At 28.9% G+C, this 25,918-nt stretch carries 21 protein-coding genes; 14 read left to right on the plus strand and 7 right to left on the minus strand.

The features are described from left to right. Positions 1 to 244 precede the first annotated feature (244 nt). The gene (locus ABID14_RS07430; RefSeq protein ID WP_354368701.1) at positions 245 to 1,558 is read left to right on the plus strand and encodes a YjiH family protein; all 1,314 of its coding nucleotides are present in this window, start codon (positions 245 to 247) and stop codon (positions 1,556 to 1,558) included. A gap of 243 nt (positions 1,559 to 1,801) precedes the next feature. On the opposite strand, the gene ABID14_RS07435 is transcribed toward ABID14_RS07430, so the two are convergent. Together ABID14_RS07435 and ABID14_RS07440 are read right to left on the minus strand one after the other, a co-directional pair. Then, positions 1,802 to 2,371: a helix-turn-helix domain-containing protein gene (locus ABID14_RS07435; protein WP_354368703.1), complete on the minus strand. Its 570-nt coding sequence runs from the start codon at positions 2,369 to 2,371 to the stop codon at positions 1,802 to 1,804. A 58-nt stretch (positions 2,372 to 2,429) separates the two neighbouring features. Continuing rightward, entirely contained in the window at positions 2,430 to 3,038 is a 609-nt protein-coding gene (locus ABID14_RS07440) for a CdaR family protein (RefSeq protein WP_354368705.1), read from the minus strand. 120 nt (positions 3,039 to 3,158) lie between these two features. Here ABID14_RS07440 and ABID14_RS07445 point away from each other — a divergent pair, with 120 nt between their 5' ends. Both ABID14_RS07445 and ABID14_RS07450 read left to right on the plus strand, forming a co-directional pair. Beyond that, positions 3,159 to 4,490, plus strand: coding sequence for a YjiH family protein (locus ABID14_RS07445; RefSeq protein WP_354368707.1), 1,332 nt, complete (start codon positions 3,159 to 3,161; stop codon positions 4,488 to 4,490). A 16-nt stretch (positions 4,491 to 4,506) separates the two neighbouring features. After that, entirely contained in the window at positions 4,507 to 5,196 is a 690-nt protein-coding gene (locus ABID14_RS07450; RefSeq protein ID WP_354368709.1) for a flavin reductase family protein, read from the plus strand. 60 nt (positions 5,197 to 5,256) lie between these two features. Here ABID14_RS07450 and ABID14_RS07455 read toward each other — a convergent pair whose 3' ends face one another. The 4 genes from ABID14_RS07455 to ABID14_RS07470 form a co-directional block, all read right to left on the minus strand. Then, complete coding sequence (locus ABID14_RS07455) at positions 5,257 to 6,060, minus strand: family 1 encapsulin nanocompartment shell protein (protein WP_354368711.1); 804 nt, start codon at positions 6,058 to 6,060, stop codon at positions 5,257 to 5,259. Positions 6,061 to 6,088: 28 nt separating this feature from the next. Then, positions 6,089 to 6,430 (minus strand): encapsulin-associated ferritin-like protein, encoded by a 342-nt coding sequence (locus tag ABID14_RS07460; protein ID WP_354368713.1) that lies wholly within the window; start codon positions 6,428 to 6,430, stop codon positions 6,089 to 6,091. A gap of 223 nt (positions 6,431 to 6,653) precedes the next feature. Continuing rightward, positions 6,654 to 8,078, minus strand: a complete 1,425-nt coding sequence (locus ABID14_RS07465) for a TraB/GumN family protein (protein ID WP_354368715.1) — start codon at positions 8,076 to 8,078, stop codon at positions 6,654 to 6,656. Between the two features lie 120 nt (positions 8,079 to 8,198). Next, complete coding sequence (locus ABID14_RS07470) at positions 8,199 to 9,269, minus strand: pyridoxal phosphate-dependent aminotransferase (RefSeq protein WP_354368717.1); 1,071 nt, start codon at positions 9,267 to 9,269, stop codon at positions 8,199 to 8,201. Between the two features lie 141 nt (positions 9,270 to 9,410). Between ABID14_RS07470 and ABID14_RS07475 the strand changes: the two genes are divergently transcribed. From ABID14_RS07475 to ABID14_RS07525, 11 genes are all read left to right on the plus strand, one after another. Beyond that, on the plus strand, positions 9,411 to 10,409 hold the full coding sequence (locus ABID14_RS07475; RefSeq protein WP_354368719.1) for a threonine aldolase family protein: 999 nt from the start codon (positions 9,411 to 9,413) through the stop codon (positions 10,407 to 10,409). Between the two features lie 6 nt (positions 10,410 to 10,415). Beyond that, entirely contained in the window at positions 10,416 to 11,051 is a 636-nt protein-coding gene (locus tag ABID14_RS07480; RefSeq protein WP_354368721.1) for a hemerythrin domain-containing protein, read from the plus strand. Positions 11,052 to 11,175: 124 nt separating this feature from the next. After that, positions 11,176 to 13,908, plus strand: coding sequence for a heavy metal translocating P-type ATPase (locus tag ABID14_RS07485; protein WP_354368723.1), 2,733 nt, complete (start codon positions 11,176 to 11,178; stop codon positions 13,906 to 13,908). 170 nt (positions 13,909 to 14,078) lie between these two features. Next, positions 14,079 to 14,918 carry an MBL fold metallo-hydrolase gene (locus ABID14_RS07490; protein ID WP_354368725.1) on the plus strand — a complete coding sequence of 280 codons (840 nt, stop codon included), beginning with the start codon at positions 14,079 to 14,081 and terminating at the stop codon, positions 14,916 to 14,918. Positions 14,919 to 15,146: 228 nt separating this feature from the next. Continuing rightward, positions 15,147 to 17,102 carry an Eco57I restriction-modification methylase domain-containing protein gene (locus ABID14_RS07495; protein WP_354368727.1) on the plus strand — a complete coding sequence of 652 codons (1,956 nt, stop codon included), beginning with the start codon at positions 15,147 to 15,149 and terminating at the stop codon, positions 17,100 to 17,102. Continuing rightward, positions 17,102 to 20,458: a DEAD/DEAH box helicase family protein gene (locus ABID14_RS07500; protein ID WP_354368729.1), complete on the plus strand. Its 3,357-nt coding sequence runs from the start codon at positions 17,102 to 17,104 to the stop codon at positions 20,456 to 20,458. The genes ABID14_RS07495 and ABID14_RS07500 overlap by 1 nt, the downstream gene beginning before the upstream one ends. 46 nt (positions 20,459 to 20,504) lie before the next feature. Continuing rightward, entirely contained in the window at positions 20,505 to 20,987 is a 483-nt protein-coding gene (locus ABID14_RS07505; protein ID WP_354368731.1) for an NADH-quinone oxidoreductase subunit NuoE family protein, read from the plus strand. A gap of 87 nt (positions 20,988 to 21,074) precedes the next feature. Continuing rightward, positions 21,075 to 22,481, plus strand: a complete 1,407-nt coding sequence (locus tag ABID14_RS07510) for a phospholipase D-like domain-containing protein (RefSeq protein WP_354368733.1) — start codon at positions 21,075 to 21,077, stop codon at positions 22,479 to 22,481. Between the two features lie 30 nt (positions 22,482 to 22,511). Then, complete coding sequence (locus ABID14_RS07515) at positions 22,512 to 23,546, plus strand: CPBP family intramembrane glutamic endopeptidase (protein ID WP_354368735.1); 1,035 nt, start codon at positions 22,512 to 22,514, stop codon at positions 23,544 to 23,546. Positions 23,547 to 23,566: 20 nt separating this feature from the next. Next, positions 23,567 to 24,298 carry a YfjL-like protein gene (locus ABID14_RS07520; protein WP_354368737.1) on the plus strand — a complete coding sequence of 244 codons (732 nt, stop codon included), beginning with the start codon at positions 23,567 to 23,569 and terminating at the stop codon, positions 24,296 to 24,298. 46 nt (positions 24,299 to 24,344) lie between these two features. After that, entirely contained in the window at positions 24,345 to 24,863 is a 519-nt protein-coding gene (locus ABID14_RS07525; protein WP_354368739.1) for a DNA-deoxyinosine glycosylase, read from the plus strand. A 41-nt stretch (positions 24,864 to 24,904) separates the two neighbouring features. Here the strand turns inward: ABID14_RS07525 and ABID14_RS07530 are convergent, their stop codons facing one another. Further along, positions 24,905 to 25,822 (minus strand): LysR family transcriptional regulator, encoded by a 918-nt coding sequence (locus tag ABID14_RS07530; protein ID WP_354368741.1) that lies wholly within the window; start codon positions 25,820 to 25,822, stop codon positions 24,905 to 24,907. Positions 25,823 to 25,918 lie beyond the last annotated feature (96 nt).

The raw sequence follows: 25,918 nt of genomic DNA on the forward strand, positions 1-25,918 counted from the left end.
TTCCTCCTGGTTGTTTTATTTTTTGCTTAAAAACATTGTACCAGTTTTGGTTTCAAATGACCTATTCTTTTTACACAATTATATGGACTTTATCAATATCTTTCTATTTTTTATAAAAAAAACATATTTTGTTACAAAAAGTATAAAAAACTATTTTTTTATTCCATATTATGATATAATATCTTTTAGACTAAGTTATGATAATTTACTAAAGTCTATTATATTAAGTTTAAGGAGGAGAAATATGGAGAATACACAAAAGAAAAACTATACCTCAAAAGATATAGCCATATTTTTAGCTTATGCACTTTTTGGTATATTTATGTTTTTTATTCCCATAACAATTGGTGAAAAAAGTACAATACCTATTGACCATATCACCAATTTTGTAAAAACGATTCCAAATTATAATTTCATATTTGGAATTTTTATTGTACTCGCTGGCATATTATATGCTATAAAAACAAAGGGTTGGCAAGGCTCTGCTTTAAATACAGTATTTTTTATTTTAAAACTTACAAGTCTTATGTTTTTGTTTATGTATGTAACTAAGAAAGGACCAGCAAGATTTTTTGAAGGAGATATGCTCCCTCTAATTTGGAATGGAATTATGGTTTCTGTAACTACAATAGTGCCAATTGGTTCAGTATTCTTAGCATTCTTGACAGGATTTGGACTCATGGAATTTATTGGGGTATTTATGGAACCTGTTATGAGACCAATATTTAAAACACCTGGTAAATCTGCAGTCGATGCGGTTGCATCTTTTGTAGGTTCATATTCACTTGCACTATTAATCACTAATAGAGTTTATAAACAAGATTATTACACTACAAAAGAAGCAGCTATAATTGCCACTGGTTTTTCAACAGTTTCCGCTACATTTATGGTTATAGTAGCAAATACTCTCGATTTAATGAATCACTGGATTTCTTATTTTTGGATAACGCTCTTTGTTACTTTTCTTGTAACGGCCATAACGACAAGGATTTATCCCCTATCTAAAAAGCCTGAAGTTTATTTTTCGGGCGAGATTAAAACAAATGATGTAAAGAAGAAAGTTACTTTTAGAGATGCTGTTGAAGCAGGTATGAGTGCTTATAAAAATTCTAAATCTCTACCAGTTGTCATAAAATCAAATTTTATTGATGGATTTAAAATGGCATTAAATATTGCACCTTCCCTTCTAGGAATAGGAATGCTGGGTTTAATATTGGCTGAGTATACACCAATTTTTGATATTATCGGTTATATATTTTATCCTTTTACTCTAATAACTAGAATACCCGAACCTATGATTACTGCAAAAGCTCTTGCACTCTCCATTGCAGAGATGCTTCTTCCTGCACCAATCGTTGCTGGTGGAAATTTTGATATTATTACGAGAATGTTAGTAGCAGTTGTTTCAGTTTCTGAAATATTATTTTTCTCAGCTTCTATTCCTTGTATTATGGGAACAGATATTCCGATAAAGTTTACAGACTATATCATTATATGGATAGAGAGGGTAATATTAAGTATTTTAATTACTGCACCAATTTTATGGTTATTTTTCTAAAAATAGAGCTATTATAAAAATTTTAAATAAATGCAAGTTATAATAATATAACTAACAATAGTAATTATTATATACTCTTATATTTGAAGCGTTTTCAATATAAAAACTATTCTTTATAAAATGTGTCAATTAAAAATTATAATTATCTTAAGCGGCCCTATCCCTAGAGATAGAGTCGCTTTTCCTTTTAGATTAATAATTAAATTATTAATTTGCAGTTATAATAGATTATTTAAGTTTTAGTTATATTTTAGTTTTTTTGAAAATTCTCCTGTACTCAGATGGAGGAGTACCACATAATTTTTTGAAACGTCCTGAAAAATAACTAAAATTTTCAAAACCCACTTCTAATGAAATTTCTAATATTGTCTTGTCAGTCGTGCTGAGTAATAATTTTGCGTTATCAATTCTAATATTTATTAAGTAATCAATATAATTAGATCCAGTTATTTTTTTAAAATTACGACTGAAATAGTAAGGTGAAAAACCAGCTACAAAAGATATTTTTTCGAGGGATATATCTAACATATAATATTTCTCAATATAGGATTTAGCAACATTTACACCTCTTTTTATTGAGTTAGTTTCTTCAAAATAATCTACTATTGTTTTTAAATATTTTTTTATTATAGCTTTAATTTCGTTCAAAGTCGTGGTTCTTAACAATGATTCAGTATTATCCATTAGAACAACATTTAAAATATCTTTATTTTCATCGAAACTGAAGTAGTTTGATATTTCAAAAATAAATATTAAACTTATCGATTTTATATAGTTAGAGTCATAATTTTTTGCTCTTAAAAAGTAATACATCCTTTTTATAATTTCGTTTGCTGTTTCAATATTATTATGACCTATATTTATTATTAAATCATGTAAATATATTGTCTAAAGCTCTAAAAGATTCTTCATATGCATCGTTTAGGTTTTTTTCATCTTTTTTATAAGAACTTACTCCTATACTTACAGAATATTTTGTCATATCGTGTAAATTTATTAACAATTTATTTGTTATTTTATCAACATATTTCATAGCTTCTTTTTCACTTCTGTCTTCACAATCAATTAGAACTATTACTTTATCGGTTCCTATTAAAGTAGTCGCTACAGATTTAATTCCTTCTAATAGTAAGTTTGTGGCATCAATTAGCTCTCTCTTTAATTTGTATCGTGCTGTATTATTATCTTTTTCACATAGCATCCAAAAATTATCATAAATTATTGTCAAAACAATATTAGGTCTTATGTCAAGGTTAAAGAGTTTGAAGATTTGTTTTGAATTTTTTGCTCTTTCTAGGTTGCCATAGATATAATTATAAATATATTCTCTCTTTAGGATATCGATTACAATGCTCTTTAATATATTATTATTATTATTATAAATATATTCTCTTAAAAGTTTAAATTGGTTTAAGCCTTCTTCGCTTGGATTATCGAGGATATCAAGGAATAGGTCTAAATTTTTCTTTTTATTTTCCATAATCATCACTAAAAAGATTATAACACAATAAAAGCAATATATTAATAATTATAAGCAATAAATTTCATAGATAATATGAAATCATAATACTATAATAAAGTAAACATATGGAGGTGTATTATGGATAATAATTTTGTGATAAAAGAAGAAAAATTGTATAAAGATACTGGTCTTTTGTTCAAATTTATTCTATTGAGTGCTATTGGAATTTTTATGTTTTTCGTTCCTGTAAAATACAATGGACAAGCTACAATACCTTTAGAAATTGTAATATCTTTTTTGATTGAAAAATTACCTATTGTAGTAAAAATTTATGCATTTATTGCTATTATGATTGGAGCATTTCGGCCATTTGTAAGAAAAAATTGGAATATAGATAAAGTTACTACCTTTTTTTCTATATCAAAGTTAGTTGGAGCTATTTTCACAATAATATTATTTTCTGGGTATGCACCAGAGGCTGTCGCTAGACCTGATCATGCTCCATTTTTGTTTGATTCTTTAGCTGTTCAGGTAGGGACACTCATTCCTATAGGATCTATATTTTTAACTTTTTTGATGGATTATGGATCTATTGATTTTATAGGACAATTTCTAAAACCTGTAATGAGAAAAATTTGGAGAACTCCTGGACGAACAGCGGTTGTAGCAGTGGCTTCCTTCATGGGTTCTACTGCCGTTGGTGTTATGATGACAAATGATTTATATAAAGAACTTAAATATAGTATTAGAGAAGCTGTAGTCGTAGCCACTTCTTTTTCGACTGTAAGCATTTCATTTTTTGTCGTTATTGCAAAAACAGCTAACATAATGGAGCTTTGGAGTGAGTTTTTCTTTGAGGCATTTCTAGTTACTTTCGCAGTGACTGCTATAACTGTAAGAATACCGCCTTTATCTAAAAAACCAGATACTTACTTTTTAAATCAAAAAGGAATTCCTGAAGAAGATATAGAGGGAAACTTGTTTGTTGGAGCTTTGAACAACGGATTAGGAATTTGCAAAAAGGCTGGTAATGTTTTTAGAGTAACTGCACAAAACGTTATTGATTCTTTTGACTTAGTATTTGAAGTTCTTCCAAATTTTATGTCTATTGGATTAATTGCCTTGATAATTGCAAACTATACAACTATTTTTGATTTTTTTGGATATATATTTTACCCATTAACTTATTTGTTGAAAATACCAGAACCTTTATTAGCGGCTAAAGCGGCTTTTTTAGGACTTGCTGAAATGTTCTTACCAGTCATGTTGGTTAAAGATGCACCACTAATTACTAGATTCGTGCTTTGCGTGATGAGTGTATCTCAAATTTTAATGTTTTCAACAACAATACCAACAATAGTTTCTACTGAAATACCAGTATCTATTAAAGATTTAGTTATTATATGGTTTGAAAGAACTATATTGATATTTTTAATTACTGTTCCTATAGCTTATTTACTCATAGGATAAAGAAAAGGAGAATAATATGTTTTACGAAACTCAAAAAAATAATCATGGATTACCACACAACCCTTTTAAATCATGCACTGTACCAAGATGTATAGGGTGGATATCAACAAGAAATGAAGATGGATCTGATAATATTGCACCATATTCTCAATTTACTAATTTAACTTTTGACCCACCATATGTATTGTTTTCTGCGAATCAAAATATTTTCGAAGATAGAAAGAATACAGTAAAAAATATTGAAAGAACAGGTCAATTTGTATTTAATATGGTTAGTGAAGAATTAGCTGAAGCGATGAATAAATCTTCAATTGCAAAATTACCTAATGGATTGCAGGATAAATTTGAATATATAGGTGTAGAAAAACAAGAAGCAGAATTAGTAGATGTCGCAATGGTAAAAAGTTCACCTGTTCACTATGAAATTGAATATGTACAAACATTAAGACTTCCTGGCAATGACATTATAAATACAATAGATGTTATAATTGGTAAAGTAATTGGAATACATATAAAAGATGAATTTATTAACGACGAAGGAAAAGTTGATATTGTAGGTATAAGACCTGTGGCGAGACTTGGATATTTTGATTTTACAGTTGTCAATAATTCTTTTGAAATGGCTCCACCTAAAATTGAAGATGAAAATCTTCAATTTTTAGTGGACAAAGGATTAGAAGGAATAGCGGAAGATCAAGAAAAATAATATTAAATCATAAAAAGCTGGGCTTAGTTCACCCAGCTTTTAAGCTATATTTATTTAAAATTAAAGTTTGTAAGCCACTATTTTGTCTTCATCTAGTATTCTAAGAGTAAATGATTCTGAAACAAATAATCCCACTGTTTGAGGATCTTCTTTTTCATATCCTATTGAAAAGTCATGTCCAAGGGTAAATTCTATATCTTCTTCCTTATGAGGGATTAATACTGCACCCTTGCATGCTTTCGATTTAATTATTGAACCACCTATCAATTTTTTAACTATATTTAACATATAGCCGCCATCAATGATTACATTAATCAAATCATATGCTTTTTCAGAAACAATTAAGTCATAAGGTCCTTCTACATAAGAATATTTTAAATCCTCAACGCCTTGACCAATATTTTTAAGAATAGTATTTATTTCTTTGCCAAAAGAATATTTGTGGCCAGCTGCTTCTGCAAGTCCAGTTATTTCATTTTTATAGCCATTTAATATAACATCATCTTCAAACATTGCAAGTTTTTCACAAGCAGCTTCAAGATTATCTAAATTAATATCTTTAGCTCCACGACTTACATTGTCTAGTTCCCATCTATCAAGATTAAAGCTAACACGAGCTTCTACAAGACTTTTAACCTTGTATTTTCCTGTGCAAATATTTGACACATCTTTGCTAGGTTTGTTGTCTTCTATTATATCAAGTCTTCCTTCAGGAACTGCAGGGTAGTCCCAGCCTTTAGGACCATTTATAGCAAGTGATTTTCTTGCCATTAAAACATTTTTTAAAACGTCTCTTGCCGATTCATCTATCTCATCCCATGCTTCTTGTGGTATGGGAGCGAGACTTCTTTTTAGAATATCCATCTTATTCCTCCTAATTATTTCCTAATTATTAAAGTTCTCCTATTCCAAGATCTTTATTTTCTTTTTCAGAAGCACATTCTGCATTTTCTTCTGCTTCCATAATAGGAACATCAGTAAATAGATAAGTTCTCATTTGTTCATCCCAACCTTCTTGATTGCGACGAAGCCATTCAAGACTCATCATAGCGTGTTCCATTTCTTCAACCGCATTGTGCCACATAATTTCTTTTAGTTCTTCATTAGTAGCAACCTCTACTCTTTGAGTGTACCAAAATACAGCTTCAACTTCTTCTATAAAACTTTTTAAACCACGTACTAAATCTCTTGCCTCTTCTGACATTTCACTAGCTGGTTCATGATAATCTGACATAAAAAAATACCTCCTAAAATTATTTATTCATTTAAAATACATTTGTTATTTATTTACCCTATTAATATTAGGTTACACAAAAAAACTATGCATCAGCATAAACAGTTCTTATTTGCTTACAAATACTAAAATTTAAATAAAATTTAGTAATATTTTTAACCTATTTTAAAAATATTTTAATATGCACAATAAAAAAGGCAGGATGACCTGCCTTTTTTATTAATTATTTGAAGTTTTTTCTATTTACATCATAGCCCATTTCTTTTAGAATACCTGTTACAGAATTCTCAGGCACTAAATGTGCTGATCCGACCAAAACGAAGTATGTGTTTTCACCATCTTGTTTTAATAATTTGTCTATTTTTTTGGCCATGTTTTTATCTCTTTCGAAAGTTAGGGCATTGGTAAATTCTTTTTCCGCACTGCTACCACCATCAATATAGAAAATTAGTTTTTTGTCATTACCTTCTACCCAAGCATTTAAAAGGCCATCCATAGATTTATTTAAATTTGTATAGCCATTTTTTTCAATTTCAGGCACAATGTTTTTTATCATCTCTATATAAGTTTCTTTATCAAATTCAGAAAGTACATTTGATTGGTACTCTACAGTTTCCAATTGATCTATTGGTATTTTGTTTAAGAGTGCTTGTGATATAAAATAAGATTCTATACCATAGCTTGCAGCTAAAGCTGATTTACTTGGATCACTTGATAGATTGTTGTATAGTGCCCAAGGTCTCATTTTTTCTATAGAACTTTCTGGTATACCATAGCTTTCAAATATATTGACAACCCTTTTATATAATTCCTCGCCTAAGTCATCTTTTAGAGTAGAATTATCTTTATAATAGGATTTATCTTGAACTACTTTTGCAGCTTCTTCTTTCGTTAAATCAATTTCCATATAGATTTTAGAAGATTTAATCAAAGCATCTGTAATTTCTTTATTTAGAGGATACATTTTTGGTTCGCCCACGTGGACAGAGCCTAACATATAAACTGTATTCTTGTTATTTTTGACCTCATAGAAAAATCCTTCTGATGTTTGATTTTCTTTTTGTAATTTTTGATTGACAGCTCTTCTGTATAGAGCTAGCATCTCTTCAAGTGGTATTTTAGAATTCAAATATTTTTCACCCGATGAACCCATAAATACCTTTTGATTTTTTAATTTTTCGATACTGTATTCATCTTTAATAAGGCTTGATATTGATTTTAAGATTTCTAATCTAGTAGTGTCTTTGAATGTAAAATTACCAGTGTCAATCCCTGCAGATGATAATTTTTCCTTAGATAGTTTAAAAACCGTATTTGCATCAGCAAGCGTGGCCACTTTTCTAAAATCAGAACCATCCAAGAATCTTTCTATTGGGAAAAGCCCCATAAATTGCACTTCATTTAAATCATTTACAGCCCAAGGACTTAAACTTAAAAATTCATTTGGAGAAGAATTATCTTCAGAGTTTTCCACTTCTTTTATGTCTTCTATTTTATTATCTAAACTGTCATCTTTGTCTGAAATTTTATTTTCTGTAACTACTTCTTTATTGTCAAGGACTACATCTTCAACTGTTGCCGCAAAAGTGGGCACAATGAGAGCAGGTATTAATAATAAAGTAGTGATAAGTTTCTTTATATTTTTCATTTATTCCTCCTTAGAGAATTTTATAAAATTAAATTCTTATCTTTATTGATACCACAAAAAACAAAATATAATTATAAAACTATAAATTATATTTAGATATTTTTATAAAAATTAGTATATTTAATTAAATATTTTCCTTAAACTTTTTAGTAACTTTTCATTTTCTTTATCACTCAATATACAAAATCTAAAATAAGAACTATCAAGTCCACGAAAATTCTTACAATCTCTTATAATCATAAGCTCTTGTGCCAATATCTGTCTTAATTTAGTAGAGGTGATTTCATTGTGAATTTTAACTAGAATAAAATTCCCCTTGCTTTCTATTGGCTCTAGATTTGTTATTTTATTTAATTCTTTGAGTAAATATTCTCTTCTAGTTTCAATAAAACTATAGACATTATTTAAATATTTGTCATCCTTAAACATTTTTTGACCACATATATCTGCTACAGAGTTTATCTGCCATAAAACTTCTTTGTTTTTGAAATTTTCTATTAATTTAATATCACTTGTAAGTCCGTATCCAAGTCTAATACCTGGCAGTGAAAAGAATTTAGATGTTCCCCTAACTATAAGTAGATTTTCATATTTCTTAGTGAGTTCACCAGATGAATAAATATTTTGGTCACAAAATTCCACATATGTTTCGTCAACAATAAGTTTAACATTTGTATTTTGTAGAATTTTTTTAATCTCATCTTTTTTTAATATTGTACCAGTGGGATTATTTGGATTTGCGAACACTAATAAATTAATTTTTTTGAGATTAATTGCATTGATTATTTCATCTACATTTATTTTAAATTTATCTGTATAATTTAAATCAAAATAAAAAATTCTGGAATTTATTTTTTCAAGTTCCTCTTCATATTCGCTATAACAAGGGCTCAGTATCATTGAATTAGCAGACTGATAATATTTTATACTCTCTTTTAAAATCTCTGTGGCCCCAAGTCCTAGTATAATATTTTGTGGATTTGAATTTGTATAATCTGCTATTGATTTTTTCAAATCTATATATTTTGGATCGGGATATGTGAAAAGTAGATTTAGATTGTCCTTTAAATATTCTAAAGTTTTTTTGCTTGCACCTAGAGGATTGATATTTGACGAAAAATCTGAAATTTCTTTTACATCTATCTTTTTACTTTTTGCTATATCAAATACATTAGCACCATGGCTTGTCATTTTACCACCTCATTGTAGTTTTTATCTATAATAATTTTATTAAAAATTCTAGTCAGCTTTCATTTCAATTGTACTCTATATTAAATGAGAAATAAAGATACTTTAGAGCCTCTTTAGGGTAATATATAAAAGAGGTGTTTCATGAATAATTTTTTAAATGATTATAAGGATTTTGGAAATAAAGAAATCTATACAAAAATGAATGAAATTTTTGACCATAGAATTTCGGGTTATGGAAATGACGAAATATGCAATAGAGCTAGAGAAGTTTTAAAAAAAGAAATAAAAAAAGATTGCGATATAGAATTTATATCTGGCGGAACTGCAGCAAATATTTTGGCAACTACATTTAACCTCATGCCATATGAGGCAGTTTTATCTGCAACTACAGGACATATTACCCATCACGAGACTGGGTCAATTGAAGCAACTGGTCACAAAGTTGTTACAATAGATACACAAAATGGTAAACTCAAACCCGAAGATATTGAAGAATTTATAAATACCCAAGCTAAAGAGATAGATGTAAGTGTAAAACTTATTTATATTTCAAACACAACTGAGCTTGGTACGGTTTATAGCATTGATGAGATTAAAGAAATATATGCAATTTGTAAAAAATATAATTTATATTTATATATTGATGGAGCAAGAATTGCCCATGCATTGGCAGCTGGTAATATGAATTTAAGTGATATTTCTAAAAATTGCGATATATTTTCAATAGGCGGCACAAAAAATGGTGCAATTTTTGGAGAAGCCATGATTATTTTAAATGATGATTTAAAAGAAAATTTTAGATCTTATATGAAACAAAGAGGCGCAATGATGGCAAAATCTTTCTTGATAGGACTATCTTTTGAAACTCTGTTTGAAGATGGACTTTATTATAGAAATGCAAAACATGCTTATGACATGAGTAGAAAACTCGTTAAAGGCCTAAAGAGTAGAGGCAGAGAACCTCTATTTGGAGAATCTAATCAAATTTTTATTAAATCTAGTCCAAGTGAAATTGAAAGACTATCAAAAGAAAATATTTTTGAAATTGAAAATAAAAAAGAAAGTATAATTAGGCTAGTGACAGACTATAGAACTAGAGAAGATGAAGTAAATGGATTTTTAAAATCAATTGAGGTGTAATTAATTATGTTAAGAAAAGATATGACGGTAGAAGAAGCTGTAATGGAAAATAAAGATGTCATGCCAAAGCTTGCAGATATGGGAATAGACTACAATTTAGTTGCAATGGAGAATTTAAATGATGCACTTGGCGAAAAAAATATAGATTTTGATAGATTTGTTGAAGAGATTGAAGGACCCAATATTTATAAAGAAGTTGAACAATTTCGAGACAAAAGTATAGAAGAGATTATAAAACACATAGTTACAGTTATTCATCCATACGAACTCGATATGGTTGAGCAAATTGACAGCGGATTTAGAAAAACTATCAAGAAATACTACAAAGAAAGAGGAGAACAGCTTTTTGTAATCTATGAAATTGTACTGCTCATTAAAGCTGAACTCGTGAGTCATTTTTCTAGTGAAGAAGAATTTGAATTTAAAGAAGCTTTAAAAGGTAAAGAAGTCGACTTCGAAAATTTAATTGCAGAACATGAAAAGACTATTGGTCTATTTGATAGAATTAAAGTTTTAACTCATTCTTATAATTTAAATACAGAAATTAGTGAAATTAAAGAACTAGAAGACAAAATGAAAACATTAGATACTCACATGAGAAAACATATATATCTTGAAAATGAAATTTTGTTTAAAAAGTAAGTTATAAAATAGATTTTTTATAGATATTTTAATAAATAATTATTAATAAAAACACATTGAGGGAAGAAAATACTTGTCTAAATTTTAATAAGTGTTATCATTTAGATAGGTGGAGTTGATTTATATGAAAAATAAGAAATTTGATGTAGATGGCATGACCTGTGCATCTTGTGTGGCAAATGTCACAAAGGCTGTCGAAAAATTAGATGGAGTCAAAGATGTAAATGTAAATCTAATGACAAATTCTATGAAAGTTATCTACGATGAAGATAGTACATCAGATGATGAAATCATAACTTCAGTACAGAAAATTGGCTATGATGCCAGCATAAGTGGACAGAAAAAAGAAGTATCCTTAAATACTTATGATAGAGAAAATAAATTAAAAAATAGACTGATATATTCATCTATTTTTATGATAATTTTGATGTATGTAGCAATGGGAGAAATGGTAGGGCTTTCTCAAATACCTCTAATTAGGGGAGAAAAAGGACTTGCCAATTTTGTATTCACACAGTTCATATTGGCACTGCCAGTAATTTATATAAATAGAGATTTTTATATAAATGGCTTTAAAGGATTAAAAAATAGAGCACCTAATATGGACTCTTTAGTAGCACTGGGTTCAATATCTGCTCTAATTTATGGAATTTTTGCCATATATAGAATAAATGAAGGCCTTGCAACAAATAATATTAATTTAATTCACAGATATAGTCACAGTCTTTATTTTGAATCTGCTGCCATGATTTTAACCCTTGTTACAGTGGGCAAATATTTAGAAGAAAAATCAAAAAGTAAAACCAGATCTTCATTAAAAGATTTGATGGATTTAGCACCTAAAAAAGCAACTGTAATAGAAGATGACAAAGAAGTAGTTAAAAATATTGAAGATGTAAAAGTTGGAGATATTATTTTAACAAAACCTGGTGAACATGTGGCTGTAGATGGCGTAGTAGTTGAGGGTATGTCTTCTGTGGACGAGTCAGTGGTGACAGGAGAGTCAATACCTGTATCCAAAAAAGAAGGAGATAATGTCATCTCGGGTTCTGTCAATACAACGGGCTCTTTTAAATTTAAAGCTACAAAGGTTGGCAAAGACACCACAATTTCACAAATAATATATTTAGTAGACGAAGCTAACCAGTCTAAGGCACCTATAGCAAAACTTGCAGACAAAATATCGGGTGTATTTGTGCCGAGTGTTATTGCAATTTCTGTAGTGACATTTATTGTGTGGATTTATTTGGGAAATGACTTTGAAACTGCACTTAATTTTGCAATTTCAGTTCTTGTCATATCATGCCCATGTGCACTTGGGCTTGCGACACCAGTATCAATAATGGTCGCCACAGGTAAATCGGCAGAATTTGGATTGCTATTTAAAAATGCAGAAATTCTAGAGAATTTGCATAAAATAGACACAATAGTTATGGACAAAACTGGAACAATAACAGAAGGAAATCCAAAACTAACGGATATCAAAACAGAATTAGATGAAGAAGAATTTTTAAGGATTGCATCATCCTTAGAGAAAAATTCAGAGCATCCACTTTCAAAAGCAATACTTGAATATGTAAACGAATCTAAAATTGATGTGCCAAAATCCACAAACTTTAAATCTTTTAGTGGGAGAGGCATCTTGGCAGATTATCGAAATGAAAAGTATTTTGCAGGCAATCTTGAATTTATGAAAGAGCAAAATATCGACATAGGAGATTATGAAGATTATGCTGACAAACTATCTACAGAAGGCAAGACATCTATGTATTTTGGCAATGAAGAAGATGTGATTGGCTTAATTTCAGTAAAAGATTTGCCAAGAAAAAGCTCCAAAAGAGCAATTGAGCTTCTTCATAATAAAGGAAAAGAGATTATAATGCTCACAGGAGATAATGAAAAAACCGCAGAAGCCATCAGAAAAGAAATTGAAATAGACAAAAAATTTGCCGGATTACTACCTCAAGACAAAAATAAAAAAATAGAAGAATTACAAAAATCTGGTAAAAAAGTTTTGATGATTGGCGATGGAATAAATGATGCCCCCTCACTTGCAAAGGCAGATATTGGAATGGCAATAGGGCATGGAACAGATGTGGCAATTGAAGCATCGGATGTTGTGCTAATGAGAGGAGATTTACTCGATGTAGTTAGTGCCATAGAAATTTCTGAGGCTACAATTAAAAATATCAAAGAAAATTTATTCTGGGCATTTTTCTATAATGCAATAGGAATTCCATTGGCGGCAGGATTATTGTTTCCATCATTTGGGATAAAACTATCACCTATGTTTGCAGCATTTGCGATGAGTATGTCATCAATATTTGTAGTGACAAACGCACTCCGCTTAAAAGCATTTAAACCCCGTGGAGTATATGAAAAAAATTCAGCATCAAAAGAAATAACAAGTCATGAAGATGATGTGAAAAATAATGAAGAAATTTCTACAATAAAAGTTTCAGATATGACTTGCCAGCATTGCGAAAAGAGAGTAGAAGATGCACTTTTATCGACAGGGAAAGTTCAGTCAGTAAAAGCAGATGCTAAAAGTGGAGAAGTAAAATTTATAAATAAGGGTATAACAAATGATGAAATAGAAAAAATAATAACACAATCAGGTTATACATTAAAAGAAAATATAAAAGGAGATATAAAAATGGAAAAAATATTAAAAGTAGAAGGTATGAGTTGTAATCACTGTGTAGCCGCAGTAAAAAAAGCCTTAGAATCTGTAGAAGGAGTAGAAAGTGCACAAGTATCACTTGACGAAAAACAAGCCGTTGTAGTGGGAAATGCAGAAGATAAACTATTAGAAGAAGCAGTAAAAGAAGCTGGTTATGACGCACAAGTACTTTAAGTTAGATAATTGCCCCTATCCTTTAAGGACGGGGGTTTTTTAATTTATTTATATGTATTGTAAAGTTAATTTCTTTTGAAATGAGTTATATTTTAGAGAAGTTTTAGTATTAGCATATAAATAATTGTGTTAATATAAAATTATAATAAAGACTGGAGGCTATAAAAACTTTGAAAATTACAAATTTTGGAACCACAACTCTATTGTTTGACGATGGAAAAAGTCAAATTCTTTTTGATGCTCATTTTACTAGACCTTCTGTCAAAGAATATCTCCTAAAAGAAGTCTCAAGCGATGAAAAAGTTATAGAAGATATGAAAAAAGCTCATAAAATTAATAGACTCAAAGCCATTTTCATATCTCATTCACATTATGATCATGTTATGGATGCCCCTTATATTGCAAAGACTACAGGAGCCGCCTTATATGGAAGTATTACCACTAAAAATATAGCCCTTGGAGAAAATGTAAATAACAGTCAAATAGTAGTTTTTGAAAATTATCAAGTATATCAAATTGGAGATTTTAAAATAACTGTAATTCCAACGCTGCATTCGAAACCACGAATATTTAATGATGACTTGGGCGAAGAAATCAAAGAACCCCTTAAAAATCCCAAAAAACTAAAAAATTTTAAAGAAGGTGGTTCTTATGATTTTTATATAGAAAATAAAGGAAAAACATATTTAATACATCCAAGTGGAAATTATATTAAAAATAGACTTAAAGATTATAAAGCTGATGTAGTATTTTTGGCAATAGCTGGACTTATGAAAATGGAAATTAAAAATCGAATAGAATTTTTTGATGAAACTATAAACATTACAGATGCTAAACTTGTTATACCTATGCATTGGGATAATTTTTTTAAACCATTAGAAAAAGCAACTAAAACTATGCCAAGAATTGCAGAAAAAGTAAACAATGGATTTTTTGAACTTGTAAACTACTGTGAAACAAATGGAGTCGACACAATTATTCAGCTGCCAAGGACTAGTTTTAATATATAAATAAAAGTAAGTAGCAAACTAGGCTCTTTATAAGATATAATAATCATTAGATAATAGAAAAATTGTAATCAGGCTTTCTACCCAAAATTTTTTGGATTATAATTGGGTGAGAAGAACATATATTAATTAGTTAATAAATTGAATCATTTTATAAAAATTGAATATTTTTTAATTTATTAATTGAAGTTAGACTAAATACATTATCAGATAAAAATTAAAGAGGAGAAAATGTCAGAAATATTAGATTTTAAAAAATACCCACTAAACTCAGTTTTAAAAAAACTACTAAAAGATAAGACTACAAACAAAAATATAATATGGGCGACTAATGTATTTGAACACCTTGGTCGTGAATTCGATGATAAAAACGAAATAACTGAAATTGTTTTTAAAATGGGATTTAATTTGAGGCCGCGAATATTAAAAAGTACAGAAGAAAAATTAAATAGAACTAGAAATAAAGCAGAAGTTTTCACACCTTCATGGATAGTTAATGAGATGAATAATTATGCAGACGAGATGTTTTTCGGCAGAAAAAACGTTTTTAATATTGAAAAAGGAAACACTTGGGAAGTGGTTAGGCAAAAAATAAAATTTCCAAAAGAAAATATGTGGAAAAATTATATCACAACTACATTTCTCGAAATAACATGTGGTGAAGGGCCTTATTTAGTTTCAAGATACGATGCCACAAGTGGAGTATTTATAGAAGATACATTACATAGAATAGGAATCCTTGATAGAAAGCTCAGAATTGTAGATGAAAATACAAATAGTGAAAAAGAATGGATAAACTGGGCGACTAAAGCAGTCGAAAGTGTCTATGGTTATGAGTATCAAGGAGATAATCTTTTGATAGCAAGAGCAAATATACTTCTTACTTTTGTGGATTATTTTGAAAAAAGATGGGATAAAAAACCTGAGAAAAAACTTTTAAATACAATTACAAATATTATAACTTGGAATATATGGCAAATGGATGGATTAAGTTATACAGTACCACTTGCCGCAATCAAAGATAAAGATAAACAAATAAATATATTTGATATTTTAGATAGTAAATTAGATGATGAAGAAGTAGAACATGAAGTTAAATATTCTAAAATACGTGACTGGAGGAGAAGAGAGTCAAGGTATTTTAGAGAATATAAGGAGCAAGATATGAAGAAATTTGATTTTATTATTGGAAACCCACCTTATCAAGAAGAATCAAAAGATACTAGCGATAAACCAATATATAACTACTTGATGGATGAAGCTTATATGATTTCTGAGAAAGTTTTATTGATAACTCCAGCAAGATTTCTTTTTAATGCGGGAAACACATCTAAAATTTGGAATAAAAAAATGTTAAATGATGAACACTTAAAAATCGTAAAGTATGTTCAAAAAAGTAGTAAAGTATTTTCACAAACTGATATCAAAGGTGGAGTTGTAATTACATATAGAGATGAAAATAAAAACTTTGGAAATATAGAAGTTTTTATAACTTATAAAGAATTACGTTCAATATTTTATAAAGTCAAAATAAAAAATGAGAAAAGTTTTAGTGAATTAATATATGCACCAGAAAGTTATAAATTATCAAAAAAACTCCATGAAGTATATCCACAAGCCGAAGAATTGCTTAGTAAAGGTCATAAATATGATATAACAACAAATATTTTTGATAAATTACCTTTTATTTTTATAGAAAATGGTAATTTTGAAGATGGATATATTCAAATGATAGGAAGGCAAAAAAATAAAAGAGTTAAAAAGTGGGTAAATAAAGACTTTATAGAAAATCACGGGAATCTCCACGCATATAAGGTAATACTGCCGAAATCAAACGGGTCTGGAGCCTTAGGAGAGGAGTTAAGCACTCCCCTAATCGGGGAGCCCCTAATCGGGCATACTCAAACATTTATAAGTATAGGAAAATTTGATACACTAGGAGAAACAAAAGCCTGTCTTAAATATGTGAGAAGTAAATTTGCAAGAACAATGCTCGGTATATTAAAAATTACTCAACATAATCCTAAAGCTACTTGGAAATATGTCCCCTTACAGGACTTTACAGAAAATTCGGATATAGACTGGTCAAAGTCAATTCATGAAATAGACAATCAATTATATAAAAAATATGATTTAAGTGAAGATGAGATTAATTTTATAGAAACAAATGTCAAGGAGATGAAATAATGCTTAATATTAAAACTACTAAAGAAGTTATTCCACAATGTTATGCTTATACTACTCCTGGAATTTCATACCACAATGGCTGGACTAAAATTGGTTTTACGGAACGTGATGTTGAAACTAGAATTAAAGAACAAACTCAAACTGCAGGCATTAAATTTGATATAAAATGGCACAAAAATGCAACTTATGAAGGCAGCCTAGAAACTTTTACAGACAAAGAATTTCATGGATATTTGAATAGATTAGGTGTTAAAAGAGAGCCAAGTACAGAATGGTTTAAGATTGATTCTACTATTGCTAAAAATCATTTTAACGATTTTAGAGAGAATAGAGGAATCATTAAGTCAAATGATGATCCAATTCCATATATACTGCGTGCTGAGCAAGAAGATGCAGTAAAAAGAACAATTAAATATTTTAATACGCACATAAATGGAGAATTTTTGTGGAATGCGAAGCCAAGATTTGGCAAAACTCTTTCAACTTACGATTTGTGTATGAAAATGGATTTCAAAAATATTTTAATCGTTACTAATAGACCTGCAATTGCAAATTCGTGGTATGAAGATTATCTAAAGTTTATTGGCGCAAGCTCTGGATATTATTTCGTGAGCCGTGTTGACGCTATTAAAGATAAAGAACATGTACTGTCAAGAGATGAATATTTAAACCTTTTAACTAATGATAATACTCGTGGATGTATTGAGTTTGTGAGCCTTCAAGATATTAAAACTTCAAAATATTTTGGTGGAGATCCTAATTTAGATAAATTGGAAGAACTGTATAAAGGGCTTGATGAAAAAGGCAATAAAATGGGAATCACCTGGGATATTTTGGTTATTGATGAAGCACATGAGGGTGTAGACACTTTAAAGACTGATGTAGCTTTGGATAATATTGATAGACTAAATACACTTCATCTTTCGGGTACTCCTTTTAAGGCTATTGCAAGTGATAAATTTCCACAAGATGCGATTTACAATTGGACTTATGCTGATGAACAAAAGGCAAAAAGGGATTGGGATATTACTAGTGAAGAAGAAAATCCATATTATACACTTCCTAAACTAAATCTTTTTACTTATCAAATGTCAGAAATTATATATGATAATTTAAAAGAAGGTGTTGAAATTAATGGAAATTGGGAGAATTATGCTTTTGATTTGAATGAATTTTTTAAGACTAAAGAAAATGGCAAATTCTTTTATGAGAGTGACGTAGATAAATTTTTAGATGCTCTTGTAAATTTGGAAAAATTTCCTTTTTCAACTCCAGAGCTTAGAGGCGAACTAAAACATACTTTTTGGCTACTTGATAGAGTTGACAGTGTAAAAGCTATGGCAAGAAAATTAAATGACTCACCAATTTTTAGAGATTATAAAGTTATTGTTGCAGCTGGAGATGGAAAGCTCTCAGAAGAAGATGAAATAAAAAAATCATATGATAAAGTGGTAGATGCTATTAAAAAATATGAAAAGACTATCACCTTGTCTGTAGGTCAGCTAACCACTGGCGTAACTATTCCTGAATGGTCTGCTGTACTTATGCTTAGCAATATGGCAAGCCCAGCACTTTATATGCAGGCTGCTTTTAGAAGTCAAAATCCATGTTTATTTAGAGAGAAGGGGAGAGCGCTTAGAAAAGAAAATGCTTATGTATTTGATTTTGACCCAGCGAGGACTCTAAAGATATTTGAGGAATTTGCAAATGACTTAAATTCTGCCACTTCCAATGGAAAGGGAAATACTGGTACTCGCAAGAAAAATGTCAGGGAGCTATTAAACTTTTTTCCAGTTTATGGTGAAGATGAAAAAGGTAAAATGGTTCTTCTCGATGCTGAAAAAGTTCTAATTACTCCGAGAAAAATATACGCTAAAGAAGTTGTGAATCGTGGATTTATGTCAAATTTCTTATTTGCAAATATATCTAATATTTTTAGTGCACCAAATATTGTCAAAAAAATTGTAGAAAAGATGGATAAAGGGAAAGATTTTAAACCTCTTAATATAAATGAAAATACGAGAGATGAACTGGATTTAAATGATAATAATGAGGTTGATATTCCAAAGGAAAAAATAATAGGAAAAGCCAGGGAATTATTTGGCCAAAAAATCTATAACGATACGGATGAAATGATTTCGGACATATATTTAATTAAAGAAGATGGGACTGAAATTGGAACCGATACTTTAACATTTGAAAATGAGAAGAAAGATATAGAAATTATTAAAAAGACAATTATAGATCCAGTAAATAATATGTTAATTGATATTGCAAAAGATGGTTACGGAAAAGATTTAAAAAAATCTACAGAGAGAAATACTCTAAACATATTGAATAAAGATGCCCAAAAGCTAATAACTAGTGAATATAATGATTGGAAAATCGATAATAATAATCTTGTAGATGAGAGAGAAGAAAGAATAAAAGAAGCCAAATCTATGGCAGACACTACAAAAATTAATGAAGAATATGAAAAGAAAATTGAAAATAGAAAAAAAGAACTTGTGGAAAATATAAAAACAAAAATCAAGGAGTCTGATTACCTCGATAAATCCACAGAATCTATCATACAAGAAGTGGAAACTGAAAAGAAAAAAGAAAAAAAGAAATCTCATGAAGATGAAATTAGAGATAACCTCAGAGGGTTTGCCCGAGCAATACCTTCATTTTTAATGGCGTATGGAAATGAAGATACAAGACTTTGTAATATTGAGAAAATTATTCCAGAGAATGTGTTTAAAGAAGTTACAAGTATCAGTTTAGATGAATTTATCTTCTTAAGAGATGGTGGAACTTATTTTAATGAAGAAACTGATATAGAGGAACATTTTATAGGTAATTTATTTGATGAGACAGTCTTTGATGAATCTATAAAAGAATTTCTATTAAAGAAGAAGGAACTTTCAAATTATTTTGATGAGAATAATAAAAAAGATATATTTGACTATATCCCTCCTCAAAAGACTAATCAGATATTTACTCCAAAGAAAATAGTAATAGAAATGGTGAATTTCTTAGAAGAGGAAAACCCAGGTTGTTTTGATGATTCTGATAAGACATTTATAGATTTATATATGAAATCAGGACTGTATATTGCAGAGATTGTAAAAAGACTTTATAAAAGTGATAAAATGAAAGAAATTTTTCCAAATAGAGAGGAAAGGTTAAACCATATTTTTGAACATCAAGTTTACGGACTTGCCCCAACAGAAATTATTTATAGAATTTGTGAGAATTTCATACTTGGGTTTAATGGTGATATAAAAATATTAAAACATAATCTCAAAGAGTTTGACGCTCTACCTTATGCAAAAAAAGGTAAATTAAAAGAAAAACTCGAGGAATTATTTTGAAAGATTTTTGTGATTTAGTGTTGTAATTTTTATAAAAGGAGACAATATGTGCAAAGAAAAAAATGAAGAGCTTATTTTTAAAGACAAACTAGAAGATGTTGTTAATGGTTTTGGTGAGGGCAGTCAAGAGGGAGCAAAAATTGCTATTAAAAATTGCCAAGAGGATTTTGGTTTTGTTTCTGTCAGTCATCAAAGGCAGATTGCAGAGGCTTTTGGTTTAGGCGAAAAAATTATAAGTACAATTATTAAATTTATGCCTTCTGTAAAAGAGTCTAAAATCGGATATGAAATAGTGTGTTGCAGCGGACCGAGATGTGCCAAAAATGGCTCTATGGAAGTTTTGAAGACTGTTAAAAATGCTTTGGCAATTGATTTTAATGAAACTACAGAGGATGGCAAAATAAGACTAAGAAGTCAAAACTGTTTTAAAAAATGTAAATACGGTCCAAATATAATGATTAATGGTAAATTTTATCATCATATGGACAAAGAAAAGACACAAAAAATTATGGAAGAGATTATAAAATAATTATAAAAGTATTATCAATTTATTAATTATTTGAATGCAATTTTGAATTATTAAAACAAAAGCTTCATATAATATTGGGAGTGACATATGCTTAGAAAGAGAATTATATATTTTCTGCTCGTAATTTTAATAGTTCCATTTGTCTATAGTTTGTTTTCAAAAAGTTATGATAAATCTAATTTAAATGGTGATTTTTATCCTGCCCAAGATGTTAAATTCTTGTATGATCTTAGCTATAAATTAAATGGAAAAATAAAGAGAAGACAAGTTATTTTTGATGAGCAGTTAAAGATGATTGATGATTCAGAGGAGTTTATACTCATAGATTTATTTTTGTTTAATGATGAATATGACAAAGATAAGATGAGTTTTAAAAATCAAGTTTCATTAATGACCGATAAACTCATTAAGAAAAAGAAAGAAAATCCAAATATTGACATTGTTTTTATAACTGATGAGATAAATAATTTTTATGGCGCTTATACTGAAGATAATATAAAAAGACTAAAGGAAAATGGGATAGATGTGACAATTACAGACCCTAATATGATAAGGGATTCGAATCCAACTTATTCTGGTTTTTATAAGTTTTATCTAAATTGGATGGGTTCGCCTGAAGGTGGTAGTATTCAAAATATTTTTGCTCCTAAAGGGCCTAAAGTTTCTGTGAGGAGTTTTCTAAAGTTATTGAATTTTAAAGCAAATCACAGAAAAGTTATGGTTACAGAAAAATGCGGATTAGTTTCGTCATCTAATCCACATGACCCTAGCAGCAATCATTCAAATGTTGCTGTCAAATTTTATGGTAAAGCAATGGAAGATTTAATACAATCTGAACTTGCTTTAGTTAATAACACTCACCCAACTATCGAGAATTTTAAAGTGAGAGATTTTGAAGATAAAGATATTTATTTGAGAGCTATCTCAGAAAAGGCCATATATAGGGCCTTGAAGGATAATGTTGACAAAGCCTCTGCTGGTGATGTGATTAACATTGGAATATTTTATATTGCCGACAAAAAACTTTTAAAAGATTTGTCTAGTGCATCAAATAGGGGTGTTAAGATAAATATTGTCGCCGATTTAAATAAGGATGCTTTTGGACTTGAGAAAAATGGATGTCCCAACAGACCCGCATTAAGCGAATTGGTTGATAAAAACCAAAATATAAATGTAAGATGGTACAAAACTCACGGAGAACAGTACCACTCTAAATTTGCCTATTTTAATTATAAAAATGAAAAGCCAAGAATAATATTGGGAAGTGCCAATTTTACAAGGCGAAATTTACAAAACTATAATTTGGAGACTGATGTAGAGGTAGTCTTTAATAAAAATAGTGATATTTATAAAGAACTTGATAATTATTATAAAAACATTTGGAATAATGTAGATGGCGAATATACTCTACCCTTTGAACAATATTATGAAGATAGTATATTTTTACGCACTTTGTGGAAAATACAGGAAAGTACAGGGCTTTGTACTTGGTAGCAAAGAATTTTTAAAAAATTGGAGGTCAGAATGAAAACTATTAAATCACAAAATGAGCTGGAAAATAAATTATTGAAGAAATTTTTAATTATTAATTTTGGTTTGGTATTTATACTCGGAATTTGCATTTATTTTGCCAAAAAGCAAGACTTTCCGCTTTCAAATTTTGCAGCACTACAAATGTACTTTCCCGCTTTGGCAGCAATAATTAGTATTTTAACAACTGAAGTAGATGTTGATAAAATAGCCAAAAGGAGCTATCTAACTTATATTGCACTAACTTTTGTTTTTGTAATTAATCTAATTTCTAATTTTGTGTTTAAAAATGTAGATTTTAGCAATATCATATTTATTGTCAGTTCTTTAGTTTTAATAGTTGTTTTTATACTAGAAGATAAAACTAAAAAAGATAAATCTAATTTAAGAATATACTCTTTAAAATCAAACCTATTAACTCTATTGATATTTGTGATAATATATTTTTTTGTCGCAAGTTTAGCAACTCTAGTTACAGAGGGATTTGAAACTTTAAAAGGATTATTTTCTATTAAAAAACTCATTATTCCTTTAATACTTTTAATTAATTTCCCACTGTCTTTTTTACCATTTTGGGGCGAAGAATATGGATGGAGATTTTTTCTTCAACCAATTTTACAAAAAAAATATGGAATGAGAAAAGGATTAATATTCTTGGGACTTATATGGGGTATATGGCATCTTCCTTTAAACTTATTCTTTTATGCAGCAAAAGGCAGCGAACTTATTTCAATTGTCAATCAACTAGTTGGTTGTATAGCTCTAGCTATTATTATGGGATATGCATATACAAAGACTAAGTCAGTTTGGACTGTTTCTTTGATACATTACTTTAACAATAATTTAATTTTATTTTTTTCAGATAATTTGGATCCATCTATTATAGAAAATAGAGTTCTTAATTGGAATGACTTTTTCATGACAGTAGGAATTACAATTGTTCTTTATGGAGTATTTTTGTTTACAAAGCACAACACAGACTCTGCGTATAGAATACCCACAGCAGTAGAACGTCTTGCAGAAGATTGATATAAAAAGATAGGGTTTTTATGAAAAATGGTTTAAAAATATTTAGTATAATTGCTATTTTGGTAGTTTTATTTATCATGAATAGCTTTGTGGGTAATCCTATCTCTAAAGAATTGGTTAGAAATTCTGCCGATAAATATTTAGATAAAAATTATAGTGATATTAACTTTGAAAAATCAGAAGTAGTATATAATTTCGTAAATCGGACTTACACAGTTTTTGTTCAAGATAAAAAAAGTATCGACAATAAATTTGAAATAGGATTTGATTCACTAGGAAGATTGAAATACGATACATCGAGCGATATTTTATTTAATACTTTTATAAGATATGAAGAATTTATAAAAAAATATGGAAAGCAGATTGAAAACAGAGAAAATACCAATTACGAAATAAACTTGTCCATCGCAGATGAAGATTATCACAATAAAATAAAATTAAATGATGAAATAAATATAGATAAATTTCCTTTCAATGTAGATGCAAATATATATGCCTTTGCCGAAGAACCTAGTTATGATTTAGCCTTAGCGAACCTAAAAAATTTGATGAATATTTTAGACAAAGAACCATTAAATATAAATAATTACTCAATAATATTAGTTCCTGAAAAAGATAGAGCTAAGAATAACGAAGCACAAAGTTGGGCCAATGCACTAACTATATTTGATATCCCATCCGATTTTATGAAAAAAAGTAGTGTAGAAGATTTAAAAAAGCATCAAGAAAAGATGCATAATGCTAAAATATAAATGCTTCGGAGTATTATTTGAATAGAGGTAGGAAAAGAGGTTAAATATGAAAATCACAAAAATAGCACAACATGAAACAATTACTCATCCACTCATGCCACTTTATAACCATAATTCAAAAGTACTAATACTGGGTTCATTTCCATCAATTAAAACAAGAGAATATGGATTTTTCTATGGGCATCCTCAAAATAGATTTTGGAAATTAATGGAAATATTATTTGATGGAAAACTCAGTCGGGATATTGATGAAAGAAGAGAGTTTTTGTTAAAACACAAGATAGCAATATATGATTCAATATATAAATGCGATATTATTGGTTCAAGTGATGCAAGTATTCAAAATGTGGTGCCATCAGATTTATCAAAAATATTTAAAAGTGCAAATATAGAAGAAGTGTTTTGCAATGGAAACACTGCATATAAATATTATAAAAAATACCACAGTAAAAAATTTAATCTAGAAGCCGTAAAGCTACCATCCACGAGCCCTGCAAATGCAAGATACAGATTAGAAGATTTGGCACGTGAATGGAAAGTTATATTGAAGTATTTGGAAAATTAGTAGTTAGTATTAAAAAATAGTGTATATAAAAATAAGCTTTTTTATTTTTTTAAATAATTTTTTGTTATATTTATAAATTCTTTATATGCATCATTGAGAGCTGCTTCTTTTAAATAGGAGATGACAAATTTATCGCTCCTTCTCTTCTTGCCGATTGATAGAAAAACTAATTTTTTATCATCGATATCTATAAAATTATTGCCGATTTCATATGAAAATGCTATACCTTCTCCTATAGAAGCTAAACTTAATCTCGTTTCCATGTTTTTAATAACCATGGTTTTGGGCTTTATATTATACTCCTCGAAGTAAATATTTGCTAAGCTTCCAAGTTTAGCTTTATAAGGGTTACTAATAAAAAATATTTCGTCTTTCAATAAGGTTAAATCGATCCAAGGAAATTTAAATTCTTTTTTGTCTTCTACATAATTAATGTATTTGGAATTGGCTGCTATGCCAATGACTACCTCTTCTTCCTGTATTATTTCATAATTCAAATCAGTATTAAAATTGTCAGTTATATAAATTCCTATTTTAGACTCTTTATTAAGAATAGAATTTTCAATTTCGTTAATGCCTTGTTCGTTTATTTCTAGGTCAAAATCAGGGAATTTTTTTCTGAATTCTGGTAATACAATAGGCAATATATATAAGTCGCGAGTAGGTGTTATAGAAATTGTTAGCGAACCTTTATGTAAATTATTAATTTCGTCAAGTTCATATTTATAATTCTTTTCAATTTTAAGTATATCTTTACCAGCATTTATTATTAAATCTCCAGAAACTGTTGGTACTAATTTTCCATTACTTCTTTCGAATATTTTTATTCCATACTCTTCCTCTATCTTAATAATCGCCTTAGATAAAGCGGGCTGAGTTATAAATAAAGATTGAGCAGCTTTAGAAATATTTCCATATTCTGCTGTTGCAATTAGATATTCGTAATATTTTGAATCCATTATAAAAGTATCTCCTTTTTCTTATTATAACATATTATCATATTATTTATAACTAATATGAATTTTACTAATACTATTAATGATGTTATACTTTAT

It is taken from the genome of Peptoniphilus olsenii, from assembly GCF_040545475.1.
Lineage (GTDB): Bacteria > Bacillota > Clostridia > Tissierellales > Peptoniphilaceae > Peptoniphilus_A > Peptoniphilus_A olsenii.